The organism is Actinosynnema sp. NPDC059335 (assembly GCF_042752395.1).
Taxonomy (GTDB): domain Bacteria; phylum Actinomycetota; class Actinomycetes; order Mycobacteriales; family Pseudonocardiaceae; genus Actinosynnema.
Map to the genome: position 1 here is coordinate 23095 of NZ_JBHYXZ010000035.1, position 12893 is coordinate 35987.

The 12893-nt window shown below is 75.7% G+C and carries 10 protein-coding genes; 3 read left to right on the forward strand and 7 right to left on the reverse strand.

Annotated features, from left to right (window positions below; genetic code table 11):
- Positions 1-247 precede the first annotated feature (247 nt).
- Together ACFXGA_RS13700 and ACFXGA_RS13705 are read right to left on the reverse strand one after the other, a co-directional pair.
- A complete protein-coding gene (locus tag ACFXGA_RS13700; protein ID WP_378087563.1) occupies positions 248-1636 on the reverse strand; it encodes a GntP family permease in 1389 nt (462 codons plus the stop codon).
- Positions 1637-1661: 25 nt separating this feature from the next.
- Positions 1662-2192, reverse strand: a complete 531-nt coding sequence (locus tag ACFXGA_RS13705) for a gluconokinase (RefSeq protein ID WP_378087565.1) — start codon at positions 2190-2192, stop codon at positions 1662-1664.
- 111 nt (positions 2193-2303) lie between these two features.
- Between ACFXGA_RS13705 and ACFXGA_RS13710 the strand changes: the two genes are divergently transcribed.
- Positions 2304-3035, forward strand: a complete 732-nt coding sequence (locus ACFXGA_RS13710) for a FadR/GntR family transcriptional regulator (RefSeq protein ID WP_378087567.1) — start codon at positions 2304-2306, stop codon at positions 3033-3035.
- A gap of 19 nt (positions 3036-3054) precedes the next feature.
- Here the strand turns inward: ACFXGA_RS13710 and dacB are convergent, their stop codons facing one another.
- The gene (dacB, locus tag ACFXGA_RS13715; protein ID WP_378087569.1) at positions 3055-4605 is read right to left on the reverse strand and encodes a D-alanyl-D-alanine carboxypeptidase/D-alanyl-D-alanine-endopeptidase; all 1551 of its coding nucleotides are present in this window, start codon (positions 4603-4605) and stop codon (positions 3055-3057) included.
- A gap of 210 nt (positions 4606-4815) precedes the next feature.
- Here dacB and ACFXGA_RS13720 point away from each other — a divergent pair, with 210 nt between their 5' ends.
- Positions 4816-5232: a cold-shock protein gene (locus ACFXGA_RS13720; protein WP_378087571.1), complete on the forward strand. Its 417-nt coding sequence runs from the start codon at positions 4816-4818 to the stop codon at positions 5230-5232.
- A 17-nt stretch (positions 5233-5249) separates the two neighbouring features.
- Positions 5250-6704, forward strand: coding sequence for a glycosyltransferase family 39 protein (locus ACFXGA_RS13725; RefSeq protein ID WP_378087573.1), 1455 nt, complete (start codon positions 5250-5252; stop codon positions 6702-6704).
- Here the strand turns inward: ACFXGA_RS13725 and ACFXGA_RS13730 are convergent.
- The 4 genes from ACFXGA_RS13730 to ACFXGA_RS13745 are packed head-to-tail and all read right to left on the reverse strand — an operon-like array spanning position 6638 to position 12812.
- Positions 6638-8350 (reverse strand): carbamoyltransferase N-terminal domain-containing protein, encoded by a 1713-nt coding sequence (locus ACFXGA_RS13730; RefSeq protein WP_378087575.1) that lies wholly within the window; start codon positions 8348-8350, stop codon positions 6638-6640. The two genes, ACFXGA_RS13725 and ACFXGA_RS13730, sit on opposite strands and share 67 nt — an antisense overlap.
- Positions 8350-11241, reverse strand: a complete 2892-nt coding sequence (locus tag ACFXGA_RS13735) for an amino acid adenylation domain-containing protein (RefSeq protein ID WP_378087577.1) — start codon at positions 11239-11241, stop codon at positions 8350-8352. Before ACFXGA_RS13735 ends, ACFXGA_RS13730 begins: the two co-directional genes overlap by 1 nt.
- 24 nt (positions 11242-11265) lie before the next feature.
- A complete protein-coding gene (locus ACFXGA_RS13740; protein WP_378087579.1) occupies positions 11266-12090 on the reverse strand; it encodes an SDR family oxidoreductase in 825 nt (274 codons plus the stop codon).
- Positions 12090-12812, reverse strand: coding sequence for a thioesterase II family protein (locus ACFXGA_RS13745; protein ID WP_378087581.1), 723 nt, complete (start codon positions 12810-12812; stop codon positions 12090-12092). Before ACFXGA_RS13745 ends, ACFXGA_RS13740 begins: the two co-directional genes overlap by 1 nt.
- Between the last annotated feature and the right edge of the window lie 81 nt (positions 12813-12893).

Sequence of the window (12893 nt, forward strand, 5' to 3'; positions counted from 1 at the left end):
CGCCGGCGCCCGGGGCCGCGCCTCCCCCCCCCGCCGCCGGGGCGGCCGGACCGCGCGAGGGTGCCGGACCGCGGGAACCGGACCGCGAGGAGCCCGGACCGCGCGAGTGGGCCGGACCGCGCCAGGGCCGCCGGACCGCGAGGGCCGAACCGCGCGAGGTGCCGACCCCGCCGACGCGGCCCCGGCCCCGAACCCGAGCGGCCCGGCCCCCGAACCGCGGCCCCGGCCCCCGGACGCCGACCCTCCGTCAACCCAGCAGGAACACCACCGAGGCCAGGCCGAAGCCCATCAGGCTGATCGTGGTCTCCATGACCGTCCACGTCTTCAACGTGGTCCGCACGTCCATGCCCATCAGGTTGCCGACCAGCCAGAAGCCGGAGTCGTTGACGTGGCTCGCGATCACCGAGCCGGCCGCCAGCGCCAGCACGATCGCGGCCAGCTCGACCGCGCTGAACCCGCCCGCCTGCACCACGGGCTGCACCAGGCCGGCCGCGGTGGTCAGCGCGACCGTGGCCGAACCCTGCGCCACCCGCAACGCGGCGGCGATCACGAACCCGGCCACGAACACCGGCAGGCCGAGGTCGGCCAGGCCGTCGGACAGGGCGTCGCCGATGCCGCCGGCCCGCAGCACCGCGCCGAACATGCCGCCCGCGCCGGTGATCAGGATGACCGCGCACACCGGCCCGAGGGCCGAGTCCACCAGCTTCTCCACCGCCGCCTTGCCGTGCCCGCGGCGCACCCCGAGCACGTAGGACGCCACCAGCACGGTCACCAGCAGGGCGACCGGCGTCGCGCCGAGCGCGCGGGCGACGGCGAACCACGTGGCGTCGCCGTCGACCCACCCCGCCGCCCGCGCGGCGTCCAGGCCGGTGTTGGTGAAGATCATGACCAGGGGGAGCAGCAGCAGCGCGACGACGGTCGCGGGCCGCGGCGGGTCCTGCCGGTCCTCCTCCTGCGGTCCGCCGCTGAGGATCGTCGGCACGGGCAGCACGAGCCGCTTGCCCACCCACAGCCCGTACAGGTAGCTGGTCACGTACCAGGTGGGGATCGACAGCAGCAGGCCGAACGCGATCACCAGGCCGACGTCCGCGCCCAGCAGCTCGGTCGCCGCGACCGGCCCGGGGTGGGGCGGCACGAACACGTGCATCACGGAGAACGCGCCCGCGGCGGGCAGCCCGTACCGCAGCACGCCGCCGCCGAGCCGGCGCGCCACCGCGAACACGATCGGCAGCATCACGACCAGGCCCGCGTCGAAGAAGATCGGGAAGCCGAAGACCAGCGAGCTGACGCCGAGCGCGAGCGGCGCGCGATGCTCGCCGAACCGGGCGATCAGCGCGTCGGTCAGCGACTGCGCGCCGCCGGTCACCTCGACCAGCCTGCCCAGGATCGCGCCGAGGCCGACCAGCAGCGCGACGCTGCCCAGCGTGGTGCCGAACCCGGTGGTCAGGATCGACACCACCGAGCCCGCCGGGATGCCCGCGGCGAACGCGGTCAGCAGGCTGACCACCACCAGCGCCAGGAACGCGTGCACCCGCAGGTACATGATCAGGATCAGCAGCAGGGCGATCGCGCCCCCGGCGATGCCGAGCAGGGCGCCCGCGCCGAGGGTCTGGACCCAGTCGTCGGTGGTGGTCATCGGCAGCTCCGTCGCTCTCGAAGGGTCAGGGGGTGGGGCCGGCGAGGCGCAGTCCGGCGATCGCGCGGTCGACGATCCGCTCGGGCGGGCCGGCCACGTCGACCGCGACGCCGTCCTCGTCGGGCCGCAGCGGTTCCAGGGCGTCGAGCTGGGACCGCAGCAGGGACGGCGGCATGAAGTGGCCGGACCGGCGGCGCATCCGGTCGCCGATCACGTCCGGGTCGCCGTGCAGGAACAGGAACCGGACCCGCGCGCCCGCCGCGCGCAGCACGTCCCGGTAGGCGTGCTTGAGCGCCGAGCAGGTCACGACCGCGCTGTCGCCCGCGGCGGCGCGCCCGGTGATCCAGTCGCGGATCGCGGCCAGCCAGGGCGCGCGGTCGGCGTCGGTGAGCGGGGTGCCGGCCGACATCTTCGCGATGTTCGCGGCCGGGTGGAACTCGTCCGCCTCGGCCATCGGCCAGCCGAGCCGGTCGGCGAGCGACCGGGCCACCGTGCTCTTGCCCGATCCGGACACGCCCATCACGACCACGCAGGTCGGCTCGGCGCTGGTGGTCATGCGACACCCCTCGGCTGCGACGACGAGACGATCAAAAGTAGTACCTTTGGCGGCGAAAGGTAGCACCTTTGATGCGGTCGAGGAAGGCCGCCCGGGGGATACCCTGCTGCCGTGCCGGTACCACGCCAGGAGGGCGGCGACGCCCTGCACCGCTCCGTGCTCGACACCCTCGGGCTCCAGATCACCAGCGGTGATCTCCCGGAGGGCCGGGTCCTGACCCTCGACGGCATCCGCGAGCGGTTCGGCGTCTCCCGGACGGTGGCCCGCGAGACCATGCGGGTGCTGGAGTCGATGGGCCTGGTGACGTCCCGGCGGCGGGTCGGCATCACGGTGCAGCCCGCGTCGGCGTGGCACGTCTACGACCCGCGGCTGATCTGGTGGCGGCTGGCGGGCCCGCACCGCGACGCGCAGCTGCGGGCGCTCACCGAGCTGCGGATCGCGGTCGAACCCGTGGCGGCGGCGCGGGCGGCGTGGAACGCGTCGGCCGGGGAGCGCGACCGCCTGCTCGACCTGGCCGGGCGGATGCGCCGGCTCGGCGAGGAGGGCCGGCTCGACGAGTTCCTCGAACTCGACGTCGCCTTCCACGCGCTGCTCCTGGAGTCCGGCGGCAACGAGATGTTCGCCGCGCTCACGAACGTGGTGGCCGTGGTCCTGCGCGGCCGGACGAGCCTGGGCCTGATGCCGGAGAAGCCCGTGCCGAGCGCGCTGGACCTGCACGAGGAGGTGGCGCGGGCGGTCGCGTCCCGTCACCCCGAGGCGGCCGAGCTGGCCATGCGCGCCCTGGTTGCCGAGGTGCGCGACGCCGTGGTCCCCGTCAACGGACCCCACGCGGTCCCGCGCTGACCCCGGCGCGCGGGACGCCCTAACAGGACTTGGTCCAACCGCACTCCAGCTCGACGGGGTGGTCCGGGGCGGGCGCGATCCGCACCGCGGCCGCGTCCTGCCCGTCCCGGTGGCCCGCCAACCGCACCGCGACGGCGTCCTCGACCGGCTTCGCCGACGTGAGCGTGTTGTTGCTGATCATGGCGAACACCAGCGGGACGCCGTCCGCCGTGGTCACGTACCCGGACAGGGCGCTGACGCCGGTCAGGCTGCCGGTCTTGGCGCGGACGTTGCCCTCGGCCGGCGTGCCGCGCATCCGGTTGCGCAACGTGCCGCCGACCATCCGGTCGCCCGCACCGGCCACGGGCAGCGCGTCGTACCAGTCCGGGAACCACGGCTTCGCCCTGGCCGCGAGCAGCAGCGCGGCCACCTGGTCCGGCGCGACCTGGTCCATCCTGGACAGACCGGAGCCGTCCCGCAGCGACAGCGCCGCCGGGTCCACGCCGAGCCCGGCCAGCCGCGCCGTCATCGCGCGCAGCCCGGCGGTCCAGCTCCCCTCGCCGAACACCGCGCGGCCCGCCGCCTTCACCAGGACCTCGGCGTGCATGTTGTTGCTGAGCTTGAGGAACGGCACCATCAGCCGCGACAGCGGCATCGACAGGTGCTCGGCCAGCACGCGCGCGTCCGCCGGGGTCGCGCCGAGGCCCGTGCCGCCGAGCACCCGCACGCCGTGGCGGGCGAGCGCGTCGTGGAACAGCGACGTGGCGAACCCGGTCGGCTCCCAGACCGTGCTCCACTCCGACACCGCCGCGCCGCCGGCGGGGACCGTGCCGCGCACGTCGATCACGTTGGCCCCGTGCCGGCGCTCGACGGTCACGCTCGACGCCGACCCGGGCGGCCCGGTGACCGCGGTGCTGACCACGGTGACGTAGTCCGTCGGCGGCTCGGTGGTCACGGTCGCGGGCGCGCCCGCCGCGCCGGGCGCGACGCGCACGATGACGGTCCCCGCGTCGTAGTCGGTGTCCGGCGAGACGGTCAGCGCCGAGATCTGGGCGTTGTAGTAGTACGGCTCGTCGTCCCACGCCCAGCCGGTGCCCAGCCGCACGTCGTCGAACCACGTGTCGTCGGCCAGGAGCCTGCCCCGGACCAGCTTGACGCCGCGGCGCGCGACCTCGGCGGCCAACGCGTCGTAGTCGGCGGCGAGCACGGTCGGGTCGCCGGTGCCGCGCAGGTGCAGGTCGCCCGCCAGTACCCCGCCGCGCACCGGCCCGGACGCCGCCGCGGTGGTGCGGAACCGGTGGTCGGGGCCCAGGATCTCCAGCGCGGCGGCGGAGCTGAGCAGCTTGCCGTTGGACGCGGGCTGGCCGCGCCGGTCGGCCCCGGAGGCGAACAGCACCGCGCCGGTCCCGGCGTGGCGGACCACGAGGCCCACGTCCGCGCCGTCGAGCGAGGGGTCGGTGACGATCGCCTGGAGGTCGCGCCGCAGCGCGTCGTCGGCCTGCGCGGACGCGGGCGCGGCCAGGTCGGCGGCCGGCGCGGCGACGAGCAGGGCGGCGGCGAGGACGAGCGCGAACGACCGTGATCGGGGCATGGGTGCTCCTCCGGGTGCGCGGGTTTTCGGCGAAGATTGTCCACCTGCCGTGATGCCTTGTGAAGGTTTGACACACCCGTCGGGGGGTCGGGCTGCGGGCACGCGGGAGCTGAAGCATGCTGGAGCCCCGGTCGGTCGTCGTCCGGACGCGTTACGATCGCGGTGCGGTGGCCACGGGTGTGGCACATGCGGCGGTAAGGGGTTGCGGTGGTGGTCAGGGGCAAGGTCGTCCGGTTCGACGAGGTGCGCGGGTACGGCTTCGTCTCGCCCGACGAGGGCGGCGAGGACGTCTTCATCCACGTCAACGACATCGACTTCGACAAGCGCCTGTTGGCGCCGGGCGCCCTGGTCGAGTTCCTGGTGGAGCTGGGCGAGCGCGGCCCGAAGGCGTCCCGGGTCAGCCTGGTGCGCGAGGCGTCCCCGCGTTCGGGCACGTCGACCTACCCGTCCGGCGACGACGTCAACGGCGGGGACGTGTACTGCGAGGTCGTGTCGACCAAGCGGTTCCTGCAGGAGGTCACCGAGACGCTGCTGACCTCCGCGCCGGGGATGACCGCGGAGCAGATCCTGAACGTGCGCAAGAACCTGGTCGGGATGGCCCGCAAGTACAACTGGATCGAGGACTGAACGGCGCCCGCGAGCCCGTGCCCGCGTTAGCCCTGCGCCCGCTGACGGTCCTGGGGGCCGCGGTGGGCGTGCTGCTGCTCGCGGTGAGCGGGCGCTACGGCTACTTCGGGGACGAGCTGTACCACGTGGCCGCCGGCCGCCACCTCGACTGGGGGTTCGCCGACCAGGGTCCGCTGACGCCGCTGCTGGCGCACGCGGTCGACGCGTTGTTCCCGGGCTCCGTGGTGGCGCTGCGGGCGCCGGCGGCGCTGCTCGCCGCCGGCCTGGTGGTCCTCACCGGCGCGACGGCGCGCGAGCTGGGCGGCGGTCACCGGGCGCAGCTCCTCGCCGCGGCGGCGTGCGCGGTGTCGGCGACCACGCTGCTGTTCGGCCACGTCACGCACACGGTGATCGTCGACCTGTTCTGCTGGACCCTGCTCGGTTGGCTGCCGGCGCGGTGGGTGCGCACGCGGGACGACCGGCTGCTCCTGTGGTGCGGTGTGGTGGTCGCGGTCGCCGTGCAGAACAAGTGGCTGATCGTCGCGTTCTGCGCCGCGTTCGCGGTGGTGGTGCCCGTCGTCGGGCCGCGCGGTCTGCTCCGCACGCCGTGGGCGTGGGCCGGCGCGGCGGTCGCGGCGCTGTCCGCGGCGCCGGGCGTCCTGTGGCAGGCGGCCCACGGGTGGCCGCAGCTCACCCTGTCCTCGGCGCTCGGCCGGCAGCCCGTGTTCGGGATGCCGCCGTGGCTGCCGTTCCTGCCGATGCTGCTGCTCTACAGCGGACTGCTGTTCGGCGGGGTGCTCCTGGTGCACGGCTGGGTGCGGCTGCTGCGGTCGCCCGGGTTGGCGGACCACCGGTTCCTGGGCTGGGTGGCGGTCGTCGTCACGGTGATCTTCCTGGTGTCCGGCGGTCGCTACTACTACGCGTCCGGCCTGGTGCCGCTGCTGTGGGCGGCGGGCGGGGTGGAGTTGGAGCGGCGTCGGCCGGCGGCGTGGTGGCGGTGGACCACGACGTGGCCGGTCGCGGTGCTGTGCGCGGCGGTCGCGGTCGCCCAGCTGCCGCTGCCGCCCCGCGACCGGCTGCCCGCCACGGACTTCTTCGGCCGGTACAGCACGGGCTGGCCCGAGCTGGCCGACCGGGTCGACGCCGCGTACCGCGCGTTGACGCCCGACGAGCGGCGGCACGCGGTGGTCGTCGCCGACACCTACTTCCTCGCCGGCGCGGTCGAGGTGCTGGCCACCGACGTGCCGGCGGTCTACAGCCCGCACCGCGGCTACGCGGACTTCGGCACGCCGCCGGAGGGCGCGGACGTGGTCGTCCACGTCGGCGGCGACGAGGAGTCGTTGCGGCGGCACTTCGACCGCGTGCGGCTGCTGACCGTGGTGGAGAACCCGAGCGGCGTGCCGGGGACGAACGACCGCGTCCCGCTCTACCGGTGCGACGGGCCGAAGCGGTCGTGGTCGTCGCTGTGGGCGGAGCTGCGCGGGTTGGTGTAGAGCAGCCCTTCCGACCAGATGTGCCGGGTGCCGCCCCACCGCGCCGCCGACGCCACGTCCGGGAAGAAGCCGCGGCCGTTGAGGTTGGCGCTGGTGTTGCACAGCACGGGGATGCCGCTCAGCTCCGCGTACGCGGCCAGGATGCGGCCGGTGGCGCTGTCGGCCGACGGGTCGATGGTCTGCAGGCGCGCGCTGCCGTCCAGGTGCAGCACGGCGGGGATGCGCTCGACCCACTCCGGCCGGACGTGGTGCTCGAACAGCATGTACGGGTCCGCGCCGCCCGGCGTGAACACCTCCTCGGACCGCGAGGTGAGGCAGATCGGGGCGACGGGCCGGTACGCGGCCCGGTCCTTGATCGCGTTCAACCGGTCCTTCGTGCCGGGGTCGGTGGCGGGCGCGAGGATGCTGCGGTTGCCCAGCGCCCGCGGCCCGATCTCGGCCCGGCCGGACAGCACCACGACCGGCTCGCCCTCGCGGTGCAGCAGCGCGGCCAGCTCCCGCTCGTCGCACGGCCGCACCCGCCACCCGTCGGGCACGTCGCCCGCCACCAGCCGCGGTCCGCTGTAGACGCCCCACCGCAACGCGGTGTGCCCGCCGGCGCGGAACATCTCGCAGCTCGCCGTGCCGATCGCCGCGCCGGCGTCGTTCGGGAACGGCGGCACCCAGATCCCGTCGAACAGGCCGCTGGCGCGCAACGCGCTGTTCCACTTGATGTTCAACGCGCACCCGCCCGCGAGCGCCAGGTGCGGGCGCTGCCCCGGGAACCGCCGCCGCATCAGCGCGGTGAGCCCGGCGAGCAGCCGGTCGCCCAGGTACGCCTGGAAGGTCGCGATCAGGTCGGCGTCGGTGAGGCCGGGCACCAGGTGGTCCCGGTTCACCGCGACCTTCTCGGCGAGCACCCGCGCGTTCTCCTGCCCGATGCCGGGCAGGCCGGTCAGGATCTCGTCGAACACGGCGAACGCGGCCTCCTCGACCCGGCCCAGCGCGGCGTAGGCCATGGCCTTCCCGGCGATCGACAGGTGGTGCCGCACGGCCTCGTCCGGCGACAGGTCGTCGGTGTCGCGCCGGAACGGCTCGAACCGCGCGCTGAAGTCGGCGAAGCTGTTGCCGGTCACGGGCAGCACGGGGGCGATCGCGGTGACCGTCCGGGCCCGGCCGCCGACGTGGTACAGGCGCGGCACCATGCCGCCGTCCCACACCAGGACCAGCGAGTCCTCGCCGCGCTCGGCGAACGGGCTGGAGCAGTACGCGCCCAGCACGTGGTTGGCGACGTGGTGGTAGCTCACGTAACCGGGCGTGCGGCCGCCGAAGTCGTGCGCGTCGAACTCGTGCGGCCGCAGCAGGCCCCGCGGTCCGTCGAGGTAGGGCGCGACCGGCAGGTCGAACGGCGCGCCGGCGCGCCGGGTGAGGACCGCCGTCGCGCCGTCCGCGCCCGCCGTCCACCACCCGTCCACCACGAACCTGTCCACATCGGACGGTGAGATGCCCTCCGCGGCCAGCACGGCGGTGACGCGGTCGAGGTCGTCGAGGGCGCTGTAGCGCGGCCCGTTGCCCAGCTTCTCCATCTCGGTGCTGAACAGCAGGCGGTCGTCGGCGATGACGGCGACCCCGCCGTCGTGGGAGGCTTTGATGCCGCAGATCAACATCAGTCCGTTGCGCCCTTCCGGTCCGCGCCGGCCCGCTCGGCCGAGGCGAGTTCGTCGTAGTAGGCGGCCACGCCCAGCGGGGTCGGCCTGCGGTAGAGCTGCCGGACGGGCAGCGCGGGCAGCCCTTCGGCCCGCAGGTGCAGCGACAGCTTCGTGGCCAGCAGGGAGTTGCCGCCCAGCTCGAAGAAGTCGTCCGCCGGCTCGACCGCCGTGCCGACCAGGCGGCCCAGCACGCGGCACACGGTCGCGACGACCCCCTCGCCGCCGTGGTCGGGCGCCGGCGGCGGTTGCGCGCGCGGCAGGGCGCGGAGCGCGTCGACGTCCAGCTTGCCGTTGCCGGTCGACGGCAGGTGCGGCACGCGCGTGACGGTGGCCGGGAGCATGTAGTGCGGCAGCGTCCGCGCGGCCCGGCGTCGCACCTCCAGCGGGTCGACGCCCTCCGGCGCGACGACGAACGCGTGCAGCCTGGTGCCGTCGTCGGGGTGCTCCTCGGCGGTCACGGCCGCCGCCGTGACGAGCGGGTCCTCCAGCAGCACGGCCGTGATCTCGCCCGGCTCGACCCGGTGCCCGCGCACGCTGACCTGGTCGTCGAGCCGGCCGAGGTGGTCGAGCGCGCCGTCGGGGCGCAGCCGGCCCAGGTCGCCGCTGCGGTACGTGCCCTCCCGGAACCGCAGCGCGGTCAGGTCCGGCCGGCCGTGGTAGCCCGACGCCACGCCCGCGCCGCCGACCACGATCTCGCCCGCCACGCCGACCGGGACGACCCGGCCCCTGGCGTCGCGCACCACCACCGACCAGCCGGGCAGCGGCCGGCCGACCGAGCGCGAGGCGGCGAGCGCGTCGCGCCGCCCGAGGTCGGCCGCCGTGACGTGCACGGTCGTCTCGGTGATGCCGAACATGTTGACCAGCCGGCACGCGGACTCCGGCACGCGGTCGAACCAGCCGGTCAACGACCGGGTGTCGAGGGTCTCGCCGCCGAGGACGACCAGCCGCGGCGCGAGCCCCCGCACGTCCGCGCCGGCGAGTTGGCCGAACGCGGTGGGCGTCTGGTTGAGCACCGTCACCCGTTCCCGCCGGAGGAGGTCGGCGAACTCGTCCGGCGACCGGGCCACCGGCGGCGGCACGACGACGAGCCGGCCGCCGGTCGTCAGGCAGCCCCAGAGCTCCCAGACGGAGAAGTCGAACGCGACCGAGTGGAACAGGGTCCACGTGTCGTCGGGGCCGAACCCGAAGAGGTCGCGGGTGGCGGCGAGGAGGCCGACGACGTTGCGGTGCGGCACCACCACGCCCTTCGGCCGCCCGGTCGACCCCGAGGTGTAGACGACGTAGGCGGGATCGTCGGGCCCGGCGCCGGGTGTGGTGGTGGGGCCGGGATCGGTGCTCGACGTGGCGGCCGCGTGGTGGCCGGGGGCGGTGCCCGGTGTGGCGGTCGCGGGCCGGTCGGACGGTTCCGGACGGGAGTCCGCCGTGGCGCCGTCGCCCGTGGTGCCGTCGCCGCCGAGCAGGTCGGCCGGTCGCAGGGTCGCCGTGTCCCGCCCGGCGGGAATCGGGTCCGCCGCGACGACCGCGGTCAGCCCGGCGTCGGTCGCGATGTGGCGCAGCCGGTCCGCCGGGTGCTCCGGGTCCATCGGCACGTACGCCGCGCCGGCCTTGAGCACGCCGAGCAGCACCACCACCAGCTCGGCCGACCGGGGCAGGCACACGCCCACCCGCGTGCCCGGTCCGACGTCGCGGGCCCGCAGCGCGGCGGCCACCCGGTCGGCGGCGCGGTCCAGCTCCCGGTAGGTCAGCTCGGCGTCCTCGGCCGAGACCGCCACGGCGTCCGGCCGGTCGGCGGCCCGCGCGGCCACCCCCTCGGGCACGGTGGCGAAGTCCGGCGGGGGCAGCGGGCCGCCGTCGCCGAGCGCGACGATGTCCCGCTCCTCCCGCTCCGCCAGCATCCTCAGCTCCGCCACCGGCCTGCGCGGGTGCGCGGCCAGTTCCCGGGCCAGCCGCGCGAAGTGGGCGGCGAACCGGCGCGGGTCGCGGTCCCCGAGCACCCGGGCCACCACCGCGCCGGACGGCGCACGGGTCACGTGCACGGTCAGCGGGAAGTCGGCGAGCGGCCCCGGCACGTACCCGTCGGCCGGGTCGGCGCGGGTGTCCAGCTGGACCGCGACCGTGGCGAGCCCGCCCTCGGGTCGGGCCGGGTCCGGCCGCCGGCCGGCCGCGGCCAGCGCGGCGCCCGCCCCGGCCACGAGGTCCCGCGCCGGGCGGTCCTCGTCCACGGTGATCGGCACGAGCGCGGTGCCCGTCGGGGTGATCGCGGCGAGCACGAGATCGGTGCGGTTCTCGTACCGGGCCAGGGCGAGCGCGAGCGCCGCGAACGCGGTGGCGTCGTCGACCCCCGGCCCCAGCTCCACCGTTCCCCGGTCGGCGGGCCCGTCCCCGCACCAGTCCAGGCTCAACGGGTGGAACGCGACCACGGTGCCGTCGGGCGGCTCCGGGGCCGGGCGGCGGTCGACGGCGACCGGCTCGCCGGTGGCCAGCGCGGCGGCCAGCGCCGTCAGCTCCGCGCGGTGCAGCCACGCCCGGTGCGCGACGAGGACGAGTTCGCGCCCGTCGGGGTGCCGGCCGACCACGACGCGCAGCGGGCGGTCCGGGCCGACCGGCCGGCGCAGCTCCCGGTCGCGCCACGACGGGTCCGCCACCGGGGTCGGGACCTCGTCGTGCCACACCCGGACCGCGCCCGGCACGTGCGGCAGCCCGCCGAGCAGCCGCCGGAGGTCGCGGTCGAGCCGGTCCGGCGTGCGGTCCGGCGGCAGGGGCACCACGACGCCGTGCACGTCCGACGCCGCTGCCGCGGCCCCCGACAGGTGCGAGCGCCGTGCCTGGTCGAGCCGCGTGCGGTTCATCATCCCCCTCGTGCCCCGACGTGGTCAGCGGCCGGTGAAGCCGCCGTCCACCGTGATCACCGATCCCGTCACGTGCCGGGACTCGTCCGAGGCGAGCCACAGCGCGGCCGACGCCACGTCCTCCGGCTCGACCAGGCTGTTCGTCGGCTGGTCCCGCACGAACACCTCCTCGTGCCCCTCCCGCGGCACGCCGAGGCTGCCCGCGATGGCGGCGAGCATCCGCCCCTCCACCCACGCGCCGTCGCGCACCGACCCGGGGCACAGCGCGTTCACCCGCACCTTCAGCGGCGCGAGGTCGAGCGCGGCGGCCTTGGTCAGCCCGACGAGCCCGTGCTTAGCCGCCACGTACGCCGCGAAGTTCCGGTAGCCCACGACCCCCGCCGTGGACGACACGTTGACGATGCTGCCCGACCGCTGCCCGACCATCACGGGCGCGACCGACTTGAGCACCCGCCACGCGCCGTTGAGGTTCACGTCGAGCATCAGCCGCCAGTCGTCCTCGGCGATGTCGTGCACGGCCGCGCCCGACGGGGCGGCGATCCCGGCGTTGTTGACCAGCACGTCGAGCCGGCCGTACCGGTCGACCACGTCGGCGGTGAGCGCGTCCACGCCGGCCGCGTCACGCACGTCGAGCCGCCGCACCAGCACCGACGCGCCGCGCTCGCGGCACAGCGCGGCGGTGTGCGCGAGCTGGCTCCCGGTGCCCATCGGGTAGGGCACGCCCGGCAGGTCGGCGGCGACGTCCACGAGCGCCAGGTCCGCGCCCTCGGCGGCGAACGCGACCGCGCACGCCCGGCCCAGCCCCCGGGCCGCGCCGGTGACGACGGCGGTCTTGTCCCGCAGCCGCATCAGCCGGTCCGGTGGCGTCGGGCGCGGGGCCCGGCGACCACGTCGGCCACGAGGTCGAGCACGGAGTCCGGGTCGTCGGTCAGGTACATGTGCCCGCCGGCCGGCCGCACGGTGCGGAACGCGCCCTCGGTCACGGCGCGCCAGCCCTCGACCTGCGCCGCGGGGACGAGCGCGTCCTCGGTCCCGAGGACGGCGGTGACGGGGGCCTTGATCCGCGCGCCGGGCTCGGCCCGGTACGCCTCGTGCAGCGCCACGTCGGCCCGCAGCACCGGCAGGATCAGCTCGCGCAGCTCCGGGTCGGCCAGCGCGGGGTGCGCGTAGCCCGCGAACTCCTGCACCCGGGCGAGGAAGTCGTCGTCGGACAGGCCGGTGGCGCGCTCCTCCCGCATCGTCCACGGGTCGGACGAGCCGCTGGCGACCAGGTGCCGGACGACCAGCCGGCCCTCCGCTTCGAGGACGCGGGCCAGCTCGAACGCCAGGATCGCGCCGAGGCTGTGCCCGAACAGCACGACCTCGCCGCCGCCGACCTTCCCGGCCAGGTCGCGCCGCAACGCCTCCACCGCGCCCGCCACGTCGGTGCGCGGCTCCTCGTCCACCAGGTTTTCCCGACCCGGCAGCTGGAGCGCGCGGACTTCGAATTCGGCGCGCCGCCGACGCCACGGGCTGAACACACTCGCACCCGCGCCCGCGAACGGGAGGCAGACCAGCGAGACATAGGTCATGGTCGATGAACCCCTGCGTCAGAAGGCGTGCCAGGAGCGGAAAGTCGCGAAAACAGACAACTCGCCGCGGCAATGTGCGCG

Excerpts from the sequence above, each read along its gene's own strand:
- ACFXGA_RS13730 (WP_378087575.1), bottom strand. The coding sequence starts at position 8,350 with ATGTTGATCTGCGGCATCAAAGCCTCCCACGACGGCGGGGTCGCCGTC.
- ACFXGA_RS13700 (WP_378087563.1), bottom strand. The coding sequence starts at position 1,636 with ATGACCACCACCGACGACTGGGTCCAGACCCTCGGCGCGGGCGCCCTG.
- dacB (WP_378087569.1), bottom strand. The coding sequence starts at position 4,605 with ATGCCCCGATCACGGTCGTTCGCGCTCGTCCTCGCCGCCGCCCTGCTC.
- ACFXGA_RS13740 (WP_378087579.1), bottom strand. The coding sequence starts at position 12,090 with ATGCGGCTGCGGGACAAGACCGCCGTCGTCACCGGCGCGGCCCGGGGG.
- ACFXGA_RS13745 (WP_378087581.1), bottom strand. The coding sequence starts at position 12,812 with ATGACCTATGTCTCGCTGGTCTGCCTCCCGTTCGCGGGCGCGGGTGCG.
- ACFXGA_RS13705 (WP_378087565.1), bottom strand. The coding sequence starts at position 2,192 with ATGACCACCAGCGCCGAGCCGACCTGCGTGGTCGTGATGGGCGTGTCC.
- ACFXGA_RS13735 (WP_378087577.1), bottom strand. The coding sequence starts at position 11,241 with ATGAACCGCACGCGGCTCGACCAGGCACGGCGCTCGCACCTGTCGGGG.